Annotated in this window: 23 protein-coding genes; 14 read left to right on the top strand and 9 right to left on the bottom strand. The window is 56.7% G+C overall.

Going from position 1 to position 21,127, the window contains the following annotated elements; genetic code table 11:
* Window positions 1–46: 46 nt before the first annotated feature.
* Together hemF and amiA are read right to left on the bottom strand one after the other, a co-directional pair.
* Entirely contained in the window at window positions 47–946 is a 900-nt protein-coding gene (gene hemF, locus IM284_RS08555; protein ID WP_047368064.1) for an oxygen-dependent coproporphyrinogen oxidase, read from the bottom strand.
* Window positions 946–1,821: an N-acetylmuramoyl-L-alanine amidase AmiA gene (gene amiA, locus IM284_RS08550; RefSeq protein WP_193055772.1), complete on the bottom strand. Its 876-nt coding sequence runs from the start codon at window positions 1,819–1,821 to the stop codon at window positions 946–948. The genes hemF and amiA overlap by 1 nt, the downstream gene beginning before the upstream one ends.
* A gap of 212 nt (window positions 1,822–2,033) precedes the next feature.
* Here amiA and IM284_RS08545 point away from each other — a divergent pair, with 212 nt between their 5' ends.
* The 10 genes from IM284_RS08545 (at window position 2,034) to pdxK (ending at window position 10,328) form a co-directional block, all read left to right on the top strand.
* Window positions 2,034–2,459, top strand: a complete 426-nt coding sequence (locus tag IM284_RS08545; RefSeq protein WP_003861292.1) for a GNAT family acetyltransferase — start codon at window positions 2,034–2,036, stop codon at window positions 2,457–2,459.
* Window positions 2,446–2,895 carry a DUF2919 domain-containing protein gene (locus IM284_RS08540; protein WP_047368062.1) on the top strand — a complete coding sequence of 150 codons (450 nt, stop codon included), beginning with the start codon at window positions 2,446–2,448 and terminating at the stop codon, window positions 2,893–2,895. The genes IM284_RS08545 and IM284_RS08540 overlap by 14 nt, the downstream gene beginning before the upstream one ends.
* A 63-nt stretch (window positions 2,896–2,958) precedes the next feature.
* Window positions 2,959–3,534 carry an RpoE-regulated lipoprotein gene (locus tag IM284_RS08535; RefSeq protein WP_047368061.1) on the top strand — a complete coding sequence of 192 codons (576 nt, stop codon included), beginning with the start codon at window positions 2,959–2,961 and terminating at the stop codon, window positions 3,532–3,534.
* A 92-nt stretch (window positions 3,535–3,626) separates the two neighbouring features.
* Window positions 3,627–4,526 (top strand): Dyp-type peroxidase, encoded by a 900-nt coding sequence (locus tag IM284_RS08530; RefSeq protein WP_047368060.1) that lies wholly within the window; start codon window positions 3,627–3,629, stop codon window positions 4,524–4,526.
* A 175-nt stretch (window positions 4,527–4,701) separates the two neighbouring features.
* Window positions 4,702–5,715, top strand: a complete 1,014-nt coding sequence (locus IM284_RS08525) for a sulfate ABC transporter substrate-binding protein (RefSeq protein ID WP_047368059.1) — start codon at window positions 4,702–4,704, stop codon at window positions 5,713–5,715.
* Entirely contained in the window at window positions 5,715–6,548 is an 834-nt protein-coding gene (gene cysT / locus IM284_RS08520) for a sulfate/thiosulfate ABC transporter permease CysT (protein ID WP_004123378.1), read from the top strand. Before IM284_RS08525 ends, cysT begins: the two co-directional genes overlap by 1 nt.
* The gene (cysW, locus tag IM284_RS08515) at window positions 6,548–7,423 is read left to right on the top strand and encodes a sulfate/thiosulfate ABC transporter permease CysW (protein ID WP_047368058.1); all 876 of its coding nucleotides are present in this window, start codon (window positions 6,548–6,550) and stop codon (window positions 7,421–7,423) included. Before cysT ends, cysW begins: the two co-directional genes overlap by 1 nt.
* On the top strand, window positions 7,413–8,507 hold the full coding sequence (cysA, locus tag IM284_RS08510; protein ID WP_047368057.1) for a sulfate/thiosulfate ABC transporter ATP-binding protein CysA: 1,095 nt from the start codon (window positions 7,413–7,415) through the stop codon (window positions 8,505–8,507). Before cysW ends, cysA begins: the two co-directional genes overlap by 11 nt.
* Window positions 8,508–8,574: 67 nt before the next feature.
* A complete protein-coding gene (cysM, locus tag IM284_RS08505) occupies window positions 8,575–9,486 on the top strand; it encodes a cysteine synthase CysM (RefSeq protein ID WP_041908803.1) in 912 nt (303 codons plus the stop codon).
* A 5-nt stretch (window positions 9,487–9,491) separates the two neighbouring features.
* On the top strand, window positions 9,492–10,328 hold the full coding sequence (gene pdxK / locus IM284_RS08500; protein ID WP_028013997.1) for a pyridoxine/pyridoxal/pyridoxamine kinase: 837 nt from the start codon (window positions 9,492–9,494) through the stop codon (window positions 10,326–10,328).
* A 44-nt stretch (window positions 10,329–10,372) separates the two neighbouring features.
* Here the strand turns inward: pdxK and crr are convergent, their stop codons facing one another.
* The 5 genes from crr to cysZ form a co-directional block, all read right to left on the bottom strand.
* Complete coding sequence (gene crr, locus IM284_RS08495; RefSeq protein WP_003861316.1) at window positions 10,373–10,882, bottom strand: PTS glucose transporter subunit IIA; 510 nt, start codon at window positions 10,880–10,882, stop codon at window positions 10,373–10,375.
* A gap of 40 nt (window positions 10,883–10,922) precedes the next feature.
* The gene (ptsI, locus tag IM284_RS08490; RefSeq protein WP_008501604.1) at window positions 10,923–12,650 is read right to left on the bottom strand and encodes a phosphoenolpyruvate-protein phosphotransferase PtsI; all 1,728 of its coding nucleotides are present in this window, start codon (window positions 12,648–12,650) and stop codon (window positions 10,923–10,925) included.
* 44 nt (window positions 12,651–12,694) lie between these two features.
* Window positions 12,695–12,952 carry a phosphocarrier protein Hpr gene (gene ptsH / locus IM284_RS08485; RefSeq protein ID WP_000487600.1) on the bottom strand — a complete coding sequence of 86 codons (258 nt, stop codon included), beginning with the start codon at window positions 12,950–12,952 and terminating at the stop codon, window positions 12,695–12,697.
* Window positions 12,953–13,269: 317 nt separating this feature from the next.
* On the bottom strand, window positions 13,270–14,241 hold the full coding sequence (gene cysK, locus IM284_RS08480; RefSeq protein ID WP_047368056.1) for a cysteine synthase A: 972 nt from the start codon (window positions 14,239–14,241) through the stop codon (window positions 13,270–13,272).
* 163 nt (window positions 14,242–14,404) lie between these two features.
* Window positions 14,405–15,166: a sulfate transporter CysZ gene (gene cysZ / locus IM284_RS08475; protein ID WP_028013995.1), complete on the bottom strand. Its 762-nt coding sequence runs from the start codon at window positions 15,164–15,166 to the stop codon at window positions 14,405–14,407.
* A 230-nt stretch (window positions 15,167–15,396) separates the two neighbouring features.
* Here cysZ and zipA point away from each other — a divergent pair, with 230 nt between their 5' ends.
* From zipA to IM284_RS08460, 3 genes are all read left to right on the top strand, one after another.
* Window positions 15,397–16,371 (top strand): cell division protein ZipA, encoded by a 975-nt coding sequence (zipA, locus tag IM284_RS08470; protein WP_047368055.1) that lies wholly within the window; start codon window positions 15,397–15,399, stop codon window positions 16,369–16,371.
* 69 nt (window positions 16,372–16,440) lie between these two features.
* Entirely contained in the window at window positions 16,441–18,456 is a 2,016-nt protein-coding gene (gene ligA / locus IM284_RS08465) for an NAD-dependent DNA ligase LigA (protein WP_193055771.1), read from the top strand.
* A 1-nt stretch (window position 18,457) separates the two neighbouring features.
* On the top strand, window positions 18,458–18,673 hold the full coding sequence (locus IM284_RS08460) for a DUF3820 family protein (protein ID WP_003861328.1): 216 nt from the start codon (window positions 18,458–18,460) through the stop codon (window positions 18,671–18,673).
* On the opposite strand, the gene IM284_RS08455 is transcribed toward IM284_RS08460, so the two are convergent.
* Window positions 18,670–19,665: a bile acid:sodium symporter family protein gene (locus tag IM284_RS08455; RefSeq protein ID WP_041908807.1), complete on the bottom strand. Its 996-nt coding sequence runs from the start codon at window positions 19,663–19,665 to the stop codon at window positions 18,670–18,672. The two genes, IM284_RS08460 and IM284_RS08455, sit on opposite strands and share 4 nt — an antisense overlap.
* Before the next feature lie 89 nt (window positions 19,666–19,754).
* Between IM284_RS08455 and IM284_RS08450 the strand changes: the two genes are divergently transcribed.
* Window positions 19,755–20,690 (top strand): LysR family transcriptional regulator, encoded by a 936-nt coding sequence (locus IM284_RS08450; RefSeq protein WP_041908810.1) that lies wholly within the window; start codon window positions 19,755–19,757, stop codon window positions 20,688–20,690.
* Here IM284_RS08450 and IM284_RS08445 read toward each other — a convergent pair.
* Complete coding sequence (locus tag IM284_RS08445; RefSeq protein WP_041908812.1) at window positions 20,687–21,025, bottom strand: FlxA-like family protein; 339 nt, start codon at window positions 21,023–21,025, stop codon at window positions 20,687–20,689. The genes IM284_RS08450 and IM284_RS08445 overlap by 4 nt on opposite strands.
* Window positions 21,026–21,127 lie beyond the last annotated feature (102 nt).

Raw genomic sequence — 21,127 nt, 5'->3', positions numbered from 1 at the left:
GACCTGGGGATTGAGTAGGCCGGATAAGCGCAGCGCCATCCGGCAGTTAAATCCAGTCGCGTACTTTAAGGAACTCACTCAAGGCAGCCTCCGGGCTGCCTTCTTTTGGCTCGTAGCTGTACTCCCAGCGCACCAGCGGCGGCATCGACATCAGAATCGACTCCGTGCGTCCGCCGGTCTGCAGGCCGAACAGCGTCCCGCGATCCCACACCAGGTTGAACTCCACGTACCGCCCGCGACGATAAAGCTGGAACTCACGCTCGCGCACGCCGTAGTCGGTGTTTTTACGGCGTTCGACAATCGGCAGGTACGCGTCGGTGAACCCTTCACCCACCGCGCGCATAAAGCTAAATGCCGTATCAAAATCCGGCGTGTTGAGATCGTCAAAGAACAGCCCGCCGATGCCGCGCTGCTCGTCGCGGTGCTTCAGATAAAAGTAGTCGTCGCACCACTTTTTATATTTCGGGTAAACGTCTTCGCCAAACGGCAGGCAAAGGTCCCGCGCGGTGGTGTGCCAGTGCACGGCATCCTCTTCGAAGCCGTAGTAGGGCGTCATGTCGAAACCGCCGCCAAACCACCAGACCGGATCGGCTCCTGGCTTCTCCGCGATGAAAAAGCGGACGTTGGCGTGGCTGGTCGGAACAAACGGGTTATGCGGGTGGATCACCAGCGAGACGCCCATCGCTTCGAAGCTGCGGCCCGCCAGCTCAGGGCGGTGCGCGGTAGCGGACGCGGGCATGGCGTCGCCGTGAACGTGGGAAAAATTCACGCCCGCCTGTTCGAAGATGCCGCCGTTACGCAGCACGCGGCTGCGCCCGCCGCCGCCCGCTTCGCGCTGCCAGCTATCTTCCTGGAATTCACCGCCGTCTGCGGCGGCCAGTTTCCGGCAAATCTCATCCTGCAGCTGCAGCAGGAACGTTTTGACCAGCTGTGCATTAGGTTTCATCAGCGTTTCCTGGAGTGCGCTTTCTGGTTATCGAACCAGTTGAAGTAACTGATAATGCCGGAGGCGATGGCGTTGGCGATCTTCTGGCGAAACGCCGTGGTGCCGAGCAGGCGCTCTTCTTCCGGATTGGTAATAAAGGACGTTTCCACCAGCACGGACGGGATGGACGGTGACTTCAGCACCACAAACGCCGCCTGTTCCGTGCTTTTACTGTGCAGACGGTGCACCGGCTTAATCCGCTTGAGGATATGCGAGCCGAGCGTCAGGCTGTTTTTGATGGTGTCCGTTTGCACGAGATCGAACAGCACCTGCTGCAACAGATGATCTTTATCCGTGGCTTTCTTCCCGGCTACTTCATCCGCCCGGTTTTCGCGATCGGAAAGGTATTTCGCCATGGCGCTACTGGCGCCGCGGTTGGAGAGGGCAAACACCGACGCGCCCGCGGCGGAAGGGTTTGTGAAGCCATCCGCGTGAATGGACATAAACAGGTCGGCGCCGTGCTTGTGGGCAATTTCCACGCGGTCATACAGCGGAATGAACGTGTCGCCCGTACGCGTCAGGCGGGCGTCAATGCCGTTGCTGCGTAAAATCAATCGCACATTTTTTGCAATTGCCAGCACGACGTGTTTTTCTTTCGAACCGTTTCTGCCGATGGCGCCGGTATCAATACCGCCGTGGCCCGGATCGAGCATCACCAGACGCTTTGCGCCCGGCTTTTTGGTTTTCGGTTTGCTGTGTCCGTTACTGGTTTTGAGCGTGCTCTCGTCTTTTGCCTGAACCTGCTTAGCGATGCCCGTTAACGTTAAGGCCGCCAGCCCCGCTTTGAGAACCTGACGACGCGATGTGAGTGCTTTTAATGGTTTGAATGTGCTCATGCGGCCTGAATACTGAAAAATGGGGTCCTGGTGTTATATCGTATCGTGTTTCCCGTTACGACAGTCCTTATTGAGAATTGTTTTACTTTTCATTTCAATACGTGACAAAGTGACATTATGCCAAATTTTGGCGAGATTTTCCCCGGTTATTGGCTAAACGCCCCGTTCACGCCATAATCACTGTTTTTAAACCCGAAAAGGCGGTTAATACCATGGAGATACGCGTTTTTCGCCAGGAAGATTTCGAAGAGGTGATCACCCTTTGGGAGCGCTGCGATCTGCTGCGTCCGTGGAACGATCCGGAAATGGATATCGAACGTAAGGTGAATCACGACGTTAGCCTGTTTCTGGTCGCGGAAGTGAACGGCGAGGTGGTCGGGACGGTAATGGGCGGCTACGACGGCCACCGCGGCTCGGCCTATTATCTGGGCGTCCACCCGGAATACCGGGCGCGCGGCATCGCCAACGCGCTGCTCAATCGTCTGGAAAAGAAACTCATCGCCCGCGGCTGCCCGAAAATCCAGATCATGGTGCGGGAAGATAACGACGTGGTGCTGGGCATGTATGAGCGTCTGGGCTACGAGCACGCCGACGTGCTGACGCTGGGTAAGCGCCTGATCGAAGATGAAGAGTACTGAGATCCACCCGGCTGACTATGACGCGCAGGGCCGCGTCAGGCTGCCGTTTTTATTCTGGTGCGTTTTGCTCCTCCAGGCCCGTACCTGGGTACTGTTTGTGATGGCCGGTGCGTCGCGCGGGCAGGGCGATACGCTGCTGAATCTCTTTTATCCCGACCACGATGCCTTCTGGCTCGGCTTACTGCCGGGTGTACCGGCGGTGTTGGCTTTTTTGTGCAGTGGTCGACGGCATGTAATCCCGCGTCTGTGGCGTGCGCTTCGCTGGCTGCTGATCCTCGCCCAGATTGCGCTGCTGTTCTGGCAACCCGTGCTCTGGTGGCTGGGTGAACCGCTTTCCGGTATCGGCATCGCGCTGGTGGTGGCGGATATTGTGGCGCTGATGTGGCTGCTGACGAATCCCCGCTTACGCGCCTGTTTTACGCAAGAGTCAGATTAGCGCGGCACTTTTTGCCGATGCCGCACTCCAACAAGCGTTGATTTAATTAGAAAGGACGTTTCAATGAAATCGCTGCGTTTACTTTTATGCGCTCTCCCGCTGGCGTTAACCGGCTGTTCGACGCTCTCCTCCATTAACTGGTCCGCCGCGTATCCGTGGAACTGGTTTGGCTCTTCCACCGAAGTGACCGAGCAGGGCGTAGGAAAAATTACCGCGTCAACGGCGCTCGATCAGGACGCCATTCAGGATGCCCTGAGCAGTGACTATCGCCTGCGTAGCGGGATGAAAACCGAGAATGGCAACATTGTGCGTTACTTTGAAGCGCTGAAGGGCGACAAGCTGGCGCTGGTGATTAACGGTGATAAAGGGACGGTGAACCGCATTGCCGTGCTGGACGAAGATATTCCGACCGCCAGCGGCGTAAAGGTGGGCACCCCGTTTAGCGATCTTTATAAACAGGCCTTTGGCAACTGCAGCAGCGCTCCTTCAGACGATGGCGTGGCGGTGGAATGTAAGGCGGAAGGCAGCCAGCACATCAGCTATGTCTTCACCGGAACCTGGAGCGGTCCGGAAGGATTGATGCCCTCTGACGACACGCTGAAGAGCTGGAAAGTGAGCAAAATACACTGGAAGCAGTAATTTGCGCCTGAACAAACCGCCTCGCTGAAATCCGGGTATAATAGCCGCCATCAATGCCACGCTGACGTGGCATTTTTATTTCAGGAGGAGCGATGTCTCAGGTTCAGAGTGGCATTTTGCCAGAACATTGCCGCGCGGCGATTTGGATTGAAGCCAATGTTAAAGGGGACGTGGATGCCCTGCGTGCGGCCAGTAAAGTTTTCGTTGATAAACTGGCCACCTTCCAGGCCAAATTCCCGGACGCCCATCTGGGTGCAGTTGTCGCTTTCGGCAATAACGTCTGGCGTCAGCTGAGCGGCGGCGAAGGCGCGGAAGAGCTGAAGGATTTTATCCCTTATGGCAAAGGCCTGGCGCCAGCCACCCAATACGACGTGCTGATCCACATCCTCTCTCTGCGCCACGACGTGAACTTCTCCGTTGCTCAGGCGGCGGTTGAAGCGTTTGGCGACAGCATCGACGTGCAGGAAGAGGTTCACGGCTTCCGCTGGGTGGAAGAGCGCGATCTGAGCGGCTTCGTTGACGGCACCGAAAACCCGGCGGGTGAAGAGGTTCGTCGCGACGTGGCGGTCATCAAAGACGGCGTGGACGCGGGCGGCAGCTACGTGTTCGTCCAGCGCTGGGAGCACAACCTCAAGCAGCTTAACCGCATGAGCGTGCACGACCAGGAGATGATGATTGGCCGCACCAAAGAAGCCAACGAAGAGATCGACGGCGATGCGCGCCCGGTGACCTCGCACCTGTCCCGCGTCGACCTTAAGGAAGACGGCAAGGGGCTCAAAATTGTTCGTCAGAGCCTGCCGTACGGCACGGCAAGCGGCACGCACGGCCTCTACTTCTGCGCCTACTGCGCGCGGCTGCACAATATTGAGCAGCAGCTGCTGAGCATGTTCGGTGACACTGACGGCAAGCGTGACGCCATGCTGCGCTTCACCCGCCCGGTAACCGGCGGCTACTATTTTGCGCCGTCCGTTGAGCGCCTGCTGGCGCTGTAAAACGCTCTCCATACGTAGGCCGGGTAAGCGTTAGCGCCACCCGGCAATTTTCCCCGCACCCTTATTCCCTTTTCTGCTTGTAAATCACCAAACGGTATATAAAACCGTTACTCCTTTCATCCCCGTTATAAATATTATGACTATAAGATAGTCATCACATTTATAAGGGTGCGCAATGGCCGTTACTGTACTGAAAAAAGGAACTCTGGCGCTGGCAGGTTTACTGCTGGTGGCCCAGGCGCAGGCGACCGAGCTGCTGAACAGCTCGTATGATGTCTCCCGCGAGCTGTTTGCCGCCCTTAACCCACCGTTCGAGCAGCAGTGGGCGAAAGAAAACAATGGCGATAAGCTGACCATCAAGCAGTCCCACGCCGGTTCATCCAAGCAGGCGCTGGCGATTTTGCAGGGGCTGAAAGCAGATGTCGTGACCTACAACCAGGTGACTGACGTGCAGATCCTGCACGACAAGGGCAAACTGCTCCCGGCTGACTGGCAGAGCCGCTTGCCAAACAATAGCTCGCCGTTCTACTCCACCATGGGCTTCCTGGTGCGTAAGGGCAACCCGAAGAACATCCACGACTGGAGCGACCTGGTGCGTTCCGACGTGAAGCTGATTTTCCCGAACCCAAAAACTTCAGGTAACGCGCGCTACACCTATTTAGCCGCGTGGGGCGCGGCAGACAAGGCTGACGGTAAGGATAAAGCGAAGACCGAGCAGTTCATGACCCAGTTCCTGAAAAACGTCGAAGTGTTTGATACCGGCGGCCGCGGCGCGACCACGACTTTCGCCGAGCGTGGTCTGGGCGACGTGCTGATCAGCTTCGAATCCGAAGTGAACAACATTCGCAAGCAGTACGAAGCGCAGGGCTTCGAGGTGGTTATTCCGAAAACCAACATCCTGGCTGAGTTCCCGGTGGCGTGGGTGGATAAAAACGTGCAGGCGAACGGCACCGAGAAAGCGGCAAAAGCCTATCTCAACTACCTGTACAGCCCGCAGGCGCAGGCCATCATCACCGATTACTACTACCGCGTGAACAATCCGGACGTAATGAACAAGCTGAAGGACAAATTCCCGCAGACCGCGCTGTTCCGCGTGGAAGATCATTTCGGCTCCTGGCCTGAGGTGATGAAAACGCACTTTGCCAGCGGCGGTGAGTTAGACAAACTGCTGGCGGCGGGGCGTAAGTAATGTTTGCAGTCTCGACTAAACGCGTGCTGCCGGGCTTTACCTTAAGCCTCGGGACCAGCCTGCTGTTCGTCTGCCTGATCCTGCTGTTGCCGCTCAGCGCGCTGGTGATGCAGCTTGCTCAGATGAGCTGGGCGCAGTACTGGGACGTGGTCACCAACCCGCAGGTGGTGGCGGCCTATAAGGTGACGCTGCTGTCGGCGTTTGTTGCCTCCATTTTTAACGGCGTGTTTGGCCTGCTGATGGCGTGGATCTTAACCCGCTATCGCTTCCCGGGCCGTACGCTGCTTGATGCCCTGATGGATCTGCCGTTTGCGCTGCCGACGGCGGTTGCGGGCTTAACCCTCGCGTCGCTCTTCTCCGTGAACGGGCTGTACGGCGAGTGGCTGGCGAAATTTGACATCAAGGTGACCTATACCTGGCTCGGGATCGCGGTGGCGATGGCCTTTACCAGCATCCCGTTTGTGGTGCGTACCGTGCAGCCGGTACTGGAAGAGCTGGGTCCGGAATACGAAGAAGCGGCGGAAACGCTGGGCGCCACGCGCTGGCAGAGCTTCCGCAAAGTGGTTCTGCCGGAGCTCTCTCCGGCGCTGATGGCAGGCGTCGCGCTGTCGTTTACCCGCAGTCTGGGTGAGTTCGGCGCGGTGATTTTTATCGCCGGGAACATCGCCTGGAAAACGGAAGTCACCTCGCTGATGATTTTCATCCGCCTGCAGGAGTTTGATTATCCGGCGGCGAGCGCGATTGCCTCGGTGATCCTGGCGGCCTCGCTGCTGCTGCTGTATTCGATTAACACTCTGCAAAGTCGCTTTGGTCGACGTGTGGTAGGTCACTGATGGCGGAAGTTACGCAATTGAAGCGATACGATGCGCCCCGCATCAACTGGGGTAAATGGTTTCTGATTGGCGTGGGCGTGCTGGTTTCCGCCCTCATTCTCGTCGTGCCGACGATTTATATCTTCGTCCAGGCGTTCAGCAAGGGGCTGATGCCCGCGCTGGAGAACCTGGCGAACCCGGACATGCTGCACGCAATCTGGCTGACGGTGCTGATTGCGCTGATCACCGTGCCGGTGAACCTGGTCTTCGGTACGCTGCTGGCCTGGCTGGTGACGCGCTTTAACTTCCCGGGACGTCAGCTGCTGCTGACCCTGCTGGATATTCCGTTTGCCGTGTCGCCTGTTGTTGCCGGTCTGGTTTACCTGCTCTTTTACGGCTCCAACGGCCCGCTGGGCGGCTGGCTGGATGAACATAACCTGCAGATCATGTTCGCCTGGCCGGGCATGGTGCTGGTGACGATCTTCGTGACCTGTCCGTTCGTGGTGCGTGAGCTGGTGCCGGTGATGTTAAGCCAGGGCAGCAATGAAGACGAAGCGGCCGTTCTGCTTGGCGCATCCGGCTGGCAGATGTTCCGCCGCGTGACGCTGCCGAACATCCGCTGGGCGCTGCTTTACGGCGTGGTGCTGACCAACGCCCGCGCCATCGGTGAGTTTGGTGCGGTGTCGGTGGTTTCCGGCTCGATTCGCGGTGAAACGCTGTCGCTGCCGCTGCAGATTGAACTCCTGCAGCAGGACTACAACACCATCGGCTCGTTTACTGCCGCAGCGTTGCTGACGCTGATGGCCATTTTGACCCTGTTTTTGAAGAGTATGGTGCAGTGGCGTTTAGAGAATCAGGAAAAACGTCAGCATCAGGAGGGAATTCATGAGCATTGAGATTGCCAATATTAAGAAGTCTTTTGGTCGCACCCAGGTGCTGAATGATATCTCACTGGATATCCCTTCCGGACAAATGGTGGCGCTGCTGGGGCCGTCTGGCTCGGGCAAAACGACGCTGCTGCGGATCATCGCCGGGCTTGAGCACCAGACCAGCGGGCACATCCGCTTCCACGGCACCGACGTGAGCCGCCTGCACGCCCGCGATCGTAAAGTGGGTTTTGTCTTCCAGCATTACGCGCTGTTCCGCCACATGACCGTTTTCGACAATATCGCCTTTGGCCTGACGGTGCTGCCGCGTCGTGAACGCCCGGATGCAGCAACCATTAAGGCGAAAGTAACCAAACTGCTGGAGATGGTGCAGCTGGCGCATCTGGCGGACCGTTTCCCGGCGCAGCTTTCCGGCGGGCAGAAGCAGCGCGTGGCGCTGGCGCGCGCGCTGGCCGTTGAGCCGCAAATACTGCTGCTGGATGAACCCTTCGGCGCGCTGGATGCGCAGGTGCGCAAAGAGCTGCGTCGCTGGCTGCGCCAGCTGCATGAAGAGCTGAAATTCACCAGCGTCTTCGTGACCCACGATCAGGAAGAGGCGATGGAAGTCGCGGACCGCGTGGTGGTCATGAGCCAGGGCAACATCGAGCAGGTTGACGAGCCGGAACAGCTCTGGCGCGAGCCGGCGACCCGCTTCGTGCTGGAGTTTATGGGCGAGGTGAACCGCCTGCAGGGCACCATTCGCGGCGGTCAGTTCCACGTCGGCGCGCACCGCTGGCCGCTGGGCTACACCTCCGCGCATCAGGGGCCGGTCGATCTGTTCCTGCGCCCGTGGGAAGTGGACGTCAGCCGCCGCACCAGCCTGGATTCCCCGCTGCCGGTGCAGGTGCTGGAAGCTAGCCCTAAAGGTCACTACACCCAATTGGTGGTACAGCCGCTGGGCTGGTATACCGAGCCGCTGACCGTGGTCATGCGCGACGACGTACCGCCGCACCGGGGTGAGCGCCTGTTTGTCGGGCTGCAGCATGCGCGCATCTATAACGGTAAGGAGCGGATTGAGACGCGCGAGGATATTGCTCTGGCGGAGTCAGCCTGATAGGTTATTGAGTATGTTTTTCGCCCGGTGGCGTGATGCTTACCGGGCTTTTTATTGAGTAAAAATCGTGAATACACTCGAACACACCATCGGCAACACCCCTCTGGTCAAGCTTCAGCGCATGGGATGTGCCAACGGCAGCGAAATCTGGGTCAAACTCGAAGGCAATAACCCGGCAGGGTCGGTGAAAGACCGCGCGGCGCTGTCGATGATTGTCCAGGCTGAGAAACGCGGTGAAATTAAGCCAGGCGATGTGCTGATTGAAGCCACCAGCGGCAACACCGGTATCGCGCTGGCAATGATTGCGGCGCTGAAAGGCTACCGCATGAAGCTGCTGATGCCGGACAACATGAGCCAGGAGCGCCGCGCCGCGATGCGCGCCTACGGGGCCGAGCTGATTCTGGTAACCAAAGAGCAGGGGATGGAAGGGGCGCGAGACTTAGCGTTAGCAATGGCCCAGCGCGGCGAAGGTAAACTGCTCGATCAGTTCAATAACCCGGACAACCCGTACGCGCACTACACCACCACCGGGCCGGAAATCTGGCAGCAAACCGGCGGGCGCATCACCCATTTTGTCTCCAGCATGGGCACCACCGGCACCATTACCGGCGTGTCGCGTTTTTTGCGCGAGCAGGAGAAACCGGTCACCATTGTTGGTCTGCAGCCGGAAGAGGGGAGCAGTATTCCGGGCATTCGCCGCTGGCCTGCGGAGTATATGCCAGGCATCTTTAATGCGCAGCTGGTGGATCGGGTGCTGGATATTCATCAGCGCGAGGCGGAGAATACCATGCGTGAACTGGCCGTGCGTGAAGGCATCTTCTGCGGGGTCAGCTCGGGGGGCGCGGTAGCGGGGGCGTTGCGCGTGGCGCAGGCAAATCCCGGTGCGGTCGTGGTGGCGATTATCTGCGATCGCGGCGATCGCTATTTGTCTACCGGCGTCTTTGGTGAAGAGAGTTATTCGCAGGGGGCGGGGATTTAAGCGTCATGGAGATGATTCTATTCCGGGATAACACTCGGGCGCAGCAAACCGACATTGTCGCGGTGCAGTCGCAGGTGGTTTACGGCAGCGTGGGGAACAGCATTGCTGTGCCGAACATTCGAACCCACAGGCTGAACGTGACCGCCGTGCCGACGGTGCTGTTTAGCAACACGCCGCATTACGACACCTTCTACGGCGGGGTGATCCCCGACGAGTGGTTCAGCGGCTACCTGAAGGCGCTGGAAGAGCGCGAGATCCTGCGCGAGCTTAAAGCGGTCACAACCGGCTATATGGGCAGCGCCAGCCAGATCGCGCTGCTGGCGCAGTGGCTGAGGGCGGTCAAAGCGCAGCATCCTGACCTGCTGGTGCTGGTCGACCCGGTTATCGGCGATATCGACAGCGGAATGTACGTGAAGCCGGATATCCCGGAAGCCTACCGGGAACACCTGCTGCCGCTGGCGCAGGGGATTACGCCAAACGTCTATGAACTGGAAGTGTTAAGCGGTAAGCCGTGCCGGACGCCGGAAAGCGCTATTGCCGCCGCGCAGGGGTTGCTTTCTGACACTCTGAAATGGGTGGCGATCACCAGCGCGCCGGTCGCCGACGACCCGCAAAACATCCACGTGGTGCTGGTGACGCGTGAGGGCGTGACCGTCAGCGCTCATCCCCGCGTAGAAACCGATCTGAAAGGGACGGGGGATCTGTTCTGTTCAGAACTGGTGAGCGGAATTGTTGAGGGGAAAACCGTTGCCGACGCCATTCGCATGGCCGGCGATCGGGTGACTGACGTGATGCTTTATACCCAGTCGAAAGGCTACGACGAGCTTATCCTCCCTGCATAAACAAAAATGGCGCCCGAAGGCGCCATTTTTCTGTGCGGCAAGAATTACTTCTTGATGCGGATAACCGGGGTTTCGCCCACGGTGACGCTGCCAGACAGTTTGATCAGTTCTTTGATTTCGTCCATGTTGGAGATAACAACCGGCGTCAGGGTAGACTTGGCTTTTTCTTCCAGCAGTGGCAGATCGAATTCAATCACCGGGTCGCCAACTTTAACACGCTGGCCTTCTTCCGCGATACGCTTGAAGCCTTCGCCTTTCAGTTCAACGGTGTCGATACCGAAGTGAACGAACAGTTCGATACCGCTATCAGATTCGATAGAGAACGCATGGTTGGTTTCAAAAATTTTACCGATGGTGCCGTCAACTGGAGCAACCATTTTGTTGCCAGTTGGTTTGATAGCAATGCCATCACCAACGATTTTCTCAGCAAACACTACATCCGGCACGTCTTCGATGTTGACGATCTCGCCGGAGAGCGGAGCAACAATCTCAATAGTTCCGGAGTCTTTCTTATCATCAGAAACCAGAGATTTCAGTTTATCGAACAAACCCATGATCTTCTCCTAAGCAGTAATTTGGGCCGCATCTCGTGGATTAGCAGATTGTTTTTTCTTCAATGAACTTGTTAACCAGCGTCATTAACTCGTCCGTTGTCGGTTGAGCAAGAGCCTGCTCTGCTAACACCTTCGCATCTTCGAAGTTCGTGTTACGGATAATCTTCTTAATGCGCGGGATGGAAATGGCGCTCATAGAGAATTCGTCCAGACCCATACCCAGCAACAGAAGTGTAGCACGTTCGTCGCCTGCAAGCTCACCACACATGCCAGTCCATTTACCTTCTGCATGAGAAGCATCAATAACTTGCTTGATCAAGTTCAGTACGGACGGTGACATTGGCTGGTAGAGATGTGAAATCATATCATTACCACGGTCAACTGCCAGGGTGTACTGCGTTAAATCATTGGTACCGATACTAAAGAAATCAACTTCTTTGGCTAAATGACGCGCAATGGTCGCCGCTGCTGGTGTTTCCACCATCACGCCGATCTCAATTGACTCGTCAAATGCTTTACCTTCGTCGCGCAGTTCCTGTTTGTAGATTTCGATCTCTTTCTTCAGTGCACGCACTTCTTCAACAGAGATGATCATCGGGAACATGATGCGCAGCTTACCGAAAGCGGAGGCACGCAGGATAGCGCGAACCTGGTCACGCAGGATCTCTTTACGATCCATCGCGATACGCACGGCACGCCAGCCCAGGAACGGGTTCTCTTCTTTCGGGAAGTTCATGTACGGCAGCTCTTTGTCGCCACCGATGTCCATGGTACGGACGATAACCGCCTGCGAGCCACACGCTTCTGCGACGGCTTTATACGCAGCAAACTGCTCTTCTTCCGTTGGCAGCGCGTCGCGGTCCATGAACAGGAATTCTGTACGATAGAGACCAACACCTTCCGCACCGTTGCGCTCAGCGCCATCAACGTCGCGTACGGTACCGATGTTTGCGCACACTTCTACCTGATGGCCGTCCAGGGTGATGGCTGGCAGGTCTTTCAGCTTAGCGAGTTCCGCTTTTTCAGTCGCAACCTGCTCCTGAACCGCGCGCAGTTTTTCGATCTCTTCGTTAGTTGGGTTGACGTAAACCAGATTGTTTACGGCATCCAGAATCAGATAGTCGCCGTTTTTCACCTGAGAGGTGACGCTACCGGTGCCCACGATCGCAGGCAGTTCCAGAGAACGCGCCATGATTGAGGTGTGGGAGGTACGGCCACCCGCGTCGGTGATGAAACCGAGAACCTTTTTCAGGTTCAGCTGTGCGGTTTCAGACGGGGTGAGGTCAGCGGCAACCAGGATCACTTCATCCTGAATCGCGCTCAGGTCGATAATGGCCAGGCCCAGGATGTTGCGCAGCAGGCGCTTACCGATGTCACGTACGTCAGCCGCACGCTCTTTCAGGTATTCATCATCCAGCTCTTCCAGGGCAGTTGCCTGACCTTCGATAACTTCATGCGCAGCCGCGTCGGCCGTCATGCCTTTATCTTTAATCAGGGCTATGATTTCCTGCTCCAGCTCCTCATCTTCGAGCAGCATGATGTGCCCTTCGAAGATGGCTTCTTTTTCTTCACCGAAAGTTTCGCCAGCTTTAGTTTTGATCGCTTCCAGTTGCGCAGATGCCTTGGCACGACCGCTCAGAAAACGTTCAACTTCCTGATCAACCTTGTCGGCAGAAATTTTTTTCCGGTCGATGACGATCTCGTCTTCTTTCAGCAGCAGTGCTTTGCCGAAAGCGATACCCGGGGATGCTAAAATGCCTGAAATCATAACCCTACCTTACTTGTGACTGATATTTAAAAGAACCCGGAAACTTACTCGAGCTCAGCCATCAGTTTAACCAGATGCTCAACTGCTTTCTGCTCGTCTTCACCTTCAGCAGAGATGGTAACAACGGTGCCCTGAGTCAGGCCCAGAGTCTGCAGTTTGAACAGGCTTTTTGCGCTAGCGCTTTTGCCGTTGGAAGTTACAGTGATTTCAGAAGTGAAGCCTTTCGCTTCTTTAACAAACTGAGCAGCAGGGCGGGTGTGCAGACCGTTCGGAGCGGTAATGGTAACTTCTTGCTGGAACATTGTATTTCCCCAACTTATAGGTTTAGTGTTGTGGAACTAAAGTCTAGCCTGGCGGCTTAACTTTAGCCTGTATTGTTAGCGCTGACGTTTCAATCGTCATTAAACATTATGCAGCGAAAGGAAGACTTGAACCAAATCATAAAATCGATTCAGCAAGGGTATTTCGTTCACTGATTAATTTCACGCTTCAAAATAATTGCTGGTTTAAATACCAGACACATCGGGGTGAAGCAATGCCAGGAGGGTCAAAAGTTTGAAGCAGGCCACAAAAAAGCACCCGAAAAGGTGCTTTTTTACGCGTTATTAACATACTGGCACTACTGTTGCAGCTCTTTTTCCGTGAACAGATCGGCAAACAGTGCGGTGCTCAGGTAACGCTCACCCGAAGAAGGAAGGATAACCACAATATTCTTATTGGTAAAGGCTTCATCTTCCTGAAGTTTGAGCGCTGCCGCAACGGCCGCACCGGAAGAGATACCCGCCAGAATGCCTTCTTCATCCATCAGACGACGCGCGGTAGAGATGGCTTCTTCGTTCGTGATGGCAACGACTTTATCGATCAGCTTCAGATCCAGGTTACCCGGAATGAAGCCCGCGCCGATGCCCTGAATTTTATGCGGGCCAGGCTTAAGCTCTTCACCCGCCAGCGCCTGAGCGATAACCGGGGAGTCGGTAGGTTCAACGGCAACGGTAATCAGCTCTTTTTTACCTTTTGTGCCTTTAATATAGCGAGACACGCCGGTCAGCGTGCCGCCGGTGCCGACGCCGGAGATAAATACGTCAACCTGGCCGTCAGTATCTTCCCAGATTTCCGGACCGGTGGTCTTCTCGTGAATTTCAGGGTTAGCCGGGTTGCTGAACTGCTGCAGCAGAAGATATTTCGCCGGATCGCTGGCCACGATCTCTTCCGCTTTCTGAATGGCCCCTTTCATGCCCTTCGCGCCTTCGGTCAGGACCAGGTTCGCCCCCAGCGCTTTGAGCAGTTTGCGACGTTCGATGCTCATGGTTTCCGGCATGGTCAGGGTCAGCTTGTAGCCGCGTGCGGCAGCAACATAGGCCAGAGCGATACCGGTGTTACCGCTGGTCGGTTCCACCAGCTCAACGCCTGGCTTCAGCGCGCCGCGTTTTTCAGCATCCCAAATCATGTTTGCACCGATGCGGCATTTTACGCTGAAGCTCGGGTTGCGTGATTCGACCTTCGCCAGAATGCGTCCATTACCGATACGGTTCAGTCGAACCAGGGGCGTATGACCGATAGTCAGCGAGTTGTCTTCATAAATCTTACTCATGGCCTGTCCTTAACTGTATGAAATTGGGATTCCGACCCAGCATACCTGCTAAGCAGGTAGGGGGAAGTAAGGAATTCGCATATCTATATACTGCAAGGAAATAATGGGGATCAGTATGGAATAAGGGGCGGCATAAGCCACCCCTGCTTTACACATTTTTGCATTATTTCCATAACGCGTGCTTAGCACGATAACAGTCCACCCACATCGCCGTCGCGCCGCAAACCGCAACCGGCATGATGAACAAATTAAGGAAGGGAATCATGGTGAACAGGCTGGTCAGCGCGCCGAACTGCATATTGGCGACCTTCCGGGTGCGCAGAGCGGTGCGCATCGCTTTAAACGGCACCTTGTGGTTATCGAACGGATAGTCGCAGTACTGGATGGCCAGCATCCAGGCGCTGAACAGAAACCACAGCACCGGCGCAACCGTCTGGCCAATGCCGGGGACAAAGTAGAGGGCAAGCAGTACAACCGCGCGGGGGAGGTACCAGGCAAACTTCTGCCACTCGCGCTTCATAATGCGCGGGATATCTTTCACGATCCCCAGCACGCCCGTGTCCGGTGGCGTCGCGCCGGTAAGCCGCGCCTCCAGCTGTTCCGCCAGCAGGCCGTTAAACGGCGCGGCTATCCAGTTCGCGATCGTTGAGAATAAATAGCCGAATACCAGCAGCACGGAGATGACCGCCACCGGCCAGAGCAGGTAGTTAAGCCACTGCAGCCAGTCCGGCACGTAGCTCATCAGCGACGGGATCCAGCTTTCGAGCTTTGTGAACAGCCACCAGAACGCGCCGCCCATCAGAATAATGTTGATCAGCAGCGGCAGAATGACGAAGCGACGGATACCTGGCAGTGAAACCAGCTTCCAGCCCTGAGAAAAATACCAGACGCCGCTGCGCGGGGGAGAAGACGATGTTGAAACCATAACCAGGCTGTACTCCTTTTTTCACAACCAGTGGAATTGCCCGCCTATATTATCCACTTGCGGACCAATGACCAGTTCGGAAATGTTCGAAAAACCAGCAAAAAGCACGATTTACTTCATCTTTATGCTGCGAATGCTCTGCACACACTTGCACTTGACGTAAACGGCAAATACTCTTAGTGAGTAAATGTTTGCCGTGGTGGCAAGGTGTTAGAACAACAGAGAATATAATGATGCAGGATTTGCGTCTGATATTAATCATTGTTGGCGCGATCGCCATAATCGCTTTACTGGTACATGGGTTCTGGACCAGCCGTAAAGAACGTTCCTCGATGTTTCGCGATCGCCCACTGAAGCGCATGAAGTCCAGTCGTGATGATGATGACACTGAAGATGACATCACCGGTAGCGACGACGACGGCGTGGGTGAAGTTCGTGTTCATCGGGTCAATACTGCGCCCGGCGCGGCTCATGGGGAGCATGAAGCCCCCCGCGCTCCGCAGCACCAGTATCAACCGCCGTATGCCTCTGCCCAGCCGCGCCAGCCAGCGCCGCAGCCAGTGGAAGAACCTGTACGTCAGCCGCCGCAACCGCCTGTCCAACAGCAGCCCGCTGCGCCACAGCCGGTTCAACAGCAACCTGTGCAGCAGCCCGTGCAACAGCAACCTGTGCAACAGCCGCAGCAGCCTGTTCATGTACAGCCTGCGCCGCAGCCCGCTCCGGCTCCGCACGTTGAGCCAGAGCCGGTCGTCGAGCCTGAACCGGTTGTTGAAAAGCCGCAGCGTAAAGAAGCGGTGATCATCATGAACGTGGCCGCGCATCACGGCAGCCATCTCAACGGTGACGTGTTGCTCAACAGTATTCAACAGGCAGGCTTCAAGTTTGGCGATATGAACATTTTCCATCGCCACCTGAGCCCTGACGGTAGTGGTCCGGCGCTGTTTAGCCTGGCCAATATGGTCAACCCAGGCACCTTTGACCCGGAAATGACCGGTGATTTCGTGACACCGGGTGTCACTATCTTTATGCAGGTACCGTCCTACGGCGACGAGCTGCAAAACTTCAAGCTGATGCTGCAGTCCGCTCAGCACATCGCTGATGAAGTGGGTGGTGTGGTGCTCGACGATCAGCGTCGAATGATGACCCCGCAGAAGCTGCGCGAGTATCAGGACCGCATCCGCGAAGTGAAGGAAGCCAACGCGTAATTGTCGCGTTTACTTCAACTCCTCCTCAACCCCCGCCTGTCGGGGGTTTTTTCTCATTGATGGTGCGATATGGACTCAATCGAACAACAACTCACTGAACTGCGAACCACGCTTCGCCATCATGAATATCTCTATCATGTTATGGACGCACCGGAAGTGCCTGATGCGGAGTATGACCGGCTGATGCGCGAGCTGCGCGAGCTGGAGGCGCAGCACCCGGAACTGATTACGCCAGATTCTCCGACCCAGCGCGTCGGCGCCGAGCCGCTGGGGGCTTTCAGCCAGGTGCGTCACGAAGTGCCGATGCTGTCGCTGGACAACGTCTTTGATGAAGAGAGCTTCCTCGCGTTTAACAAGCGCGTGCAGGACCGTCTGAAAAGCAGCAATTCCCTCACCTGGTGCTGCGAGCTGAAGCTCGACGGCCTGGCGGTCAGCCTTCTCTATGAAAACGGCGTGCTGGTGCGTGCCGCCACGCGTGGCGACGGTACGACGGGTGAAGACATCACCACTAACGTGCGAACCATCCGCGCGATCCCGCTGAAGCTGCAGGGAGACAACATTCCCGCGCGTCTGGAAGTGCGCGGCGAGGTGTTCCTGCCGCAGGCGGGATTCGAGAAAATTAACGAAGAGGCGCGTCGCACCGGCGGGAAAGTGTTTGCTAACCCGCGTAACGCGGCGGCAGGCTCTCTGCGCCAGCTTGACCCGCGCATCACCGCGAAGCGACCGCTTACTTTCTTCTGCTACGGCGTCGGTATTCTGGAAGGTGGTGAGTTACCGGATACGCACCTCGGGCGTCTGCTGCAGTTTAAAGCCTGGGGCCTGCCGGTGAGCAACCGCGTTCAGCTCTGCGACTCGCCGGAAGCGGTGCTGGCGTTCTACCACAAAGTGGAAGAGGACCGTCCGACGCTCGGCTTTGATATTGATGGCGTTGTCATCAAGGTCAATTCGCTGGCGCTGCAGGAGCAGCTGGGCTTTGTGGCGCGTGCACCGCGCTGGGCGGTGGCGTTTAAATTCCCTGCCCAGGAGCAGATGACCTTCGTTCGCGACGTGGAATTTCAGGTGGGCCGTACGGGCGCTATTACTCCGGTCGCTCGACTGGAGCCGGTGCAGGTCGCAGGCGTGCTGGTGAGTAACGCTACGCTGCACAACGCCGATGAAATCGAACGCCTCGGCCTGCGCATCGGTGACAAAGTGGTGATTCGCCGCGCGGGCGATGTTATCCCGCAGGTGGTGAACGTTGTTGAGTCAGAACGTCCTGATGATACGCGCGAGGTCGTTTTCCCGACCCACTGCCCGGTATGCGGCTCTGACGTAGAGCGTGTGGAAGGCGAAGCGGTGGCCCGCTGTACGGGCGGCCTGATCTGCGGCGCGCAGCGTAAAGAGTCGCTTAAGCACTTTGTTTCCCGTCGCGCAATGGACGTTGACGGCATGGGCGACAAGATTATCGATCAGCTGGTTGAGAAAGAGTATGTCCATACGCCAGCGGATCTGTTCAGGCTCACGGCGGGCAAACTGACCGGTCTGGATCGCATGGGGCCGAAGTCAGCCCAGAACGTGGTTAACGCGCTGGAAGCAGCGAAAGAGACGACCTTCGCCCGCTTCCTGTACGCGCTGGGCATTCGTGAAGTCGGCGAAGCGACGGCGGCAGGTTTAGCCGCGTACTTTGGTACGCTGGAGGCGCTGGAAAAGGCAAGCATCGACGAGCTGCAGAAAGTGCCGGACGTCGGCATCGTCGTCGCCACGCACGTCTTTAACTTCTTTGCCGAAGAGAGCAACCGCGAGGTCATCGGCAAGCTGCTGGAAGAGGGCATTAAATGGCCTGCGCCGGTGGTAGTCAACGCCGAAGAAATTGATAGCCCATTTGCCGGTAAAACCGTGGTGCTAACCGGTAGCCTTAGCCAGCTTTCACGCGACGATGCAAAAGCGCGTCTGGTGGCGCTGGGGGCCAAAGTGGCGGGCAGCGTGTCGAAGAAAACCGACCTGGTGATTGCCGGCGAAGCTGCGGGTTCGAAGCTGGCGAAAGCCCAGGAGCTCGGCATTGAGGTTATCGACGAAGCAGAAATGATGCGCCTGTTAGGAGAGTAACGTGGAGAAAGAGCAGCTCGTTGAGATCGCCAATACGGAAATGCCTTTCGGTAAATACAAGGGCCGCAGGCTGATCGATTTGCCGGAGGAGTACCTGCTGTGGTTCGCCCGCAAGGACGAATTCCCCGCCGGGCGCCTGGGCGAGCTGATGGCTATCACGTTACTGATCAAAACCGAGGGGCTGACCCAGCTGGTGCAGCCCCTGAAGCGTCCTTAAGCCTTCGCGGCGCGGGTCTCTTCCTGCGCCAGCTTTTCCGTCTGGCGCTTGTAGCGACGCGCCAGCACCGCGCAGACCATCAGCTGGATCTGATGGAAAATCATCAGCGGCAGCACCATCATCCCGATCACCGAGGTGGGGAACAGAATGTTCGCCATCGGGATGCCGTTCGCCAGGCTCTTTTTGGAGCCGCAGAAGACGATGGTGATCTCATCGGCTTTGCTGAAGCCGCATTTGCGCGCCACAAAAACGTTCACCGCAATGACAATTGCCAGCAGAACGAGGCTGACCACCACGATAAACAGCAGCGAGCCTGCACCCACCTTATGCCAGATCCCGTTTACGACCGCTTCGCTGAAGGCGGAATAGACCACCAGCAGAATCGAAGACTGGTCGGTTTTGGAGATCCATTTCTTATGCTTCGCCACGAACGCCCCGGTCCACGGACGTGAGAGATGGCCCAGGACAAACGGCAGCAGCAGTTGCAGGCAGATTTTGCCGACTTGCTCAAGGTTACCTTCCGCGCCGTGCATGTTCATCAGCAGGCCCACCAGCAGCGGGGAGACGAAAATCCCCAACAGGCTGGATGCCGATGCGGAGCAGACCGCGGCTGCAACGTTCCCTCCGGCAAGAGAGGTAAAGGCAATGGCAGACTGCACGGTGGCCGGGAGAATACAGAGATACAGGAAACCGGTGTAGAGCGCCGGATCGACGTTAACCGGTGCCCACCAGGCAAACAGCACCCCGAGGATCGGGAACAGAATAAACGTGCTGCACATCACCCAGAGGTGCAGTCGCCAGTGGCTACCGCCAGCGATAATCGCCTCGCGGGAGAGCTTTGCGCCGTGCATAAAGAACAGCAGTGCGATGGCGGCTGTCGTCAGTCCCTCAAAAAAAGGGACGAAACCGCCGCGAGCAGGGAAGAACGAGGCCAGTAAAACGGTGGCCACCAGGGTGAGCGTAAACGGATCAAGAATACGAAATAGTTTCATAATGACTCCTGAAAACAGATGTCGCTATTGTGCTTTTTTCCATTTGAGAAATAAAATTGATTTATTGCATCCATTCATGAATTAAACAGATGAATTATTCCCTACGCCAGCTTCGCATTTTCGTCACCGTCGCCCATGCCCGCAGCTTTAGCCGGGCAGGGGAGATGATTGGCCTGAGCCAGTCGGCGGTCAGCCACAGCGTGAAGGAGCTGGAAAACCAGACCGGCGTTAGGTTGCTTGATCGCACCACGCGCGAAGTGGTCCTGACCGAAGCGGGGCAGCAGCTGGCCCTGCGTCTTGAACGGCTGCTTGATGAGCTGAACAGCACGCTCAGAGACGTGGGGAGGCTGGGGCAGCAGCTGTCGGGCACCGTGCGGGTTGCGGCCAGCCAGACGATATCCGCGCACCTTATCCCGCAATGTATTGCCGAGGGAAACCATCGCTATCCTGATATTGATTTTGTCCTGCATGACAGACCGCAGCAGTGGGTGCTGGAGAGCATCCGCCAGGGCGATGTGGATTTTGGTATTGTGATCGATCCTGGCCAGGTGAGCGATCTGGAATGCGAAAGCGTTCTTTCTGAGCCTTTTTTGCTGCTCTGCCGTGACGACGACCCGCTGGCAGCGTTGCTCGAGGTCAGCTGGCAGTCCCTGCAGGGGGCGAACCTGGTTTTACAGGATTATGCCTCAGGCAGCCGTCCGCTGATTGATTCCGCGCTGGTGAATCAGGGCGTTAAGGCAACGATCGTGCAGGAGATTGGTCATCCGGCCACGCTGTTTCCGATGGTGGAAGCCGGAATTGGCATCAGCGTGTTGCCCGCTCTGGCGCTTCCCCTGCCGCAGGGAAGCCAGCTGGCGGTGAAGCGGCTGACGCCCGTTGTCGAACGAAAGCTGATGCTGGTGCGGCGAAAAAATCGTTCTCTCTCGGGTGCGGCGCAGGCCATCTGGGAAGTGGTGCGTATCCAGGCACAACGATTAACCGAGGCCCGCATACGCGATCCACTGTTTAACGCATCAGACGATTAGATGTAGATATCAATCTGATTAGTGTCTGACGGGCTATTCACGCCTTCTACTTTGCCCAGTTTTTGATCCTGCTTCTTCTGAGCTTCTTCGGCCTGCTGGCGCTGCAGTGCGGCGAGCTGTGCCTGCAGCACTTTGATCTGGGTCTGAATCAGTTCCTGCTGCTTCTTCTTCTCATCTGCACTGCCGGGGCTGTTTGCCAGCTCTTTTAACTGCTGGGTCAGCTTTTTGATCTTGTCGAGAATGCGGGTGATTTGCGCAGAGATATCGTTACTGCTCGAAGTGCCACTCGCGCCGCTGGTTTGAATCTGTTGGGTTGAAGCCTGAATGGTCGTCATACTTTTTCCTCGCGTTATAAAACAGAGGTATCGGCACCGACGGGATTAGCTTGAGGAAAATGCGGCAGGTTCACATTTTTATATCGCAGATAGCAAAAAAGC

This window comes from Enterobacter cloacae complex sp. P12RS (genome assembly GCF_014895875.1).
Taxonomy (GTDB): domain Bacteria; phylum Pseudomonadota; class Gammaproteobacteria; order Enterobacterales; family Enterobacteriaceae; genus Enterobacter; species Enterobacter bugandensis.
Note: the sequence above shows the minus strand (reverse complement) of the source record. Positions and strands in the feature narration are given on the sequence as shown.

Coding starts and splice junctions, on each gene's coding strand:
- hemF (WP_047368064.1), bottom strand. CDS start 946: ATGAAACCTAATGCACAGCTGGTCAAAACGTTCCTGCTGCAGCTGCAG.
- amiA (WP_193055772.1), bottom strand. CDS start 1,821: ATGAGCACATTCAAACCATTAAAAGCACTCACATCGCGTCGTCAGGTT.
- IM284_RS08545 (WP_003861292.1), top strand. CDS start 2,034: ATGGAGATACGCGTTTTTCGCCAGGAAGATTTCGAAGAGGTGATCACC.
- IM284_RS08540 (WP_047368062.1), top strand. CDS start 2,446: ATGAAGAGTACTGAGATCCACCCGGCTGACTATGACGCGCAGGGCCGC.
- IM284_RS08535 (WP_047368061.1), top strand. CDS start 2,959: ATGAAATCGCTGCGTTTACTTTTATGCGCTCTCCCGCTGGCGTTAACC.
- IM284_RS08530 (WP_047368060.1), top strand. CDS start 3,627: ATGTCTCAGGTTCAGAGTGGCATTTTGCCAGAACATTGCCGCGCGGCG.
- IM284_RS08525 (WP_047368059.1), top strand. CDS start 4,702: ATGGCCGTTACTGTACTGAAAAAAGGAACTCTGGCGCTGGCAGGTTTA.
- cysT (WP_004123378.1), top strand. CDS start 5,715: ATGTTTGCAGTCTCGACTAAACGCGTGCTGCCGGGCTTTACCTTAAGC.
- cysW (WP_047368058.1), top strand. CDS start 6,548: ATGGCGGAAGTTACGCAATTGAAGCGATACGATGCGCCCCGCATCAAC.
- cysA (WP_047368057.1), top strand. CDS start 7,413: ATGAGCATTGAGATTGCCAATATTAAGAAGTCTTTTGGTCGCACCCAG.
- pdxK (WP_028013997.1), top strand. CDS start 9,492: ATGGAGATGATTCTATTCCGGGATAACACTCGGGCGCAGCAAACCGAC.
- crr (WP_003861316.1), bottom strand. CDS start 10,882: ATGGGTTTGTTCGATAAACTGAAATCTCTGGTTTCTGATGATAAGAAA.
- ptsI (WP_008501604.1), bottom strand. CDS start 12,650: ATGATTTCAGGCATTTTAGCATCCCCGGGTATCGCTTTCGGCAAAGCA.
- ptsH (WP_000487600.1), bottom strand. CDS start 12,952: ATGTTCCAGCAAGAAGTTACCATTACCGCTCCGAACGGTCTGCACACC.
- cysK (WP_047368056.1), bottom strand. CDS start 14,241: ATGAGTAAGATTTATGAAGACAACTCGCTGACTATCGGTCATACGCCC.
- cysZ (WP_028013995.1), bottom strand. CDS start 15,166: ATGGTTTCAACATCGTCTTCTCCCCCGCGCAGCGGCGTCTGGTATTTT.
- zipA (WP_047368055.1), top strand. CDS start 15,397: ATGATGCAGGATTTGCGTCTGATATTAATCATTGTTGGCGCGATCGCC.
- ligA (WP_193055771.1), top strand. CDS start 16,441: ATGGACTCAATCGAACAACAACTCACTGAACTGCGAACCACGCTTCGC.
- IM284_RS08455 (WP_041908807.1), bottom strand. CDS start 19,665: ATGAAACTATTTCGTATTCTTGATCCGTTTACGCTCACCCTGGTGGCC.
- IM284_RS08450 (WP_041908810.1), top strand. CDS start 19,755: ATGAATTATTCCCTACGCCAGCTTCGCATTTTCGTCACCGTCGCCCAT.
- IM284_RS08445 (WP_041908812.1), bottom strand. CDS start 21,025: ATGACGACCATTCAGGCTTCAACCCAACAGATTCAAACCAGCGGCGCG.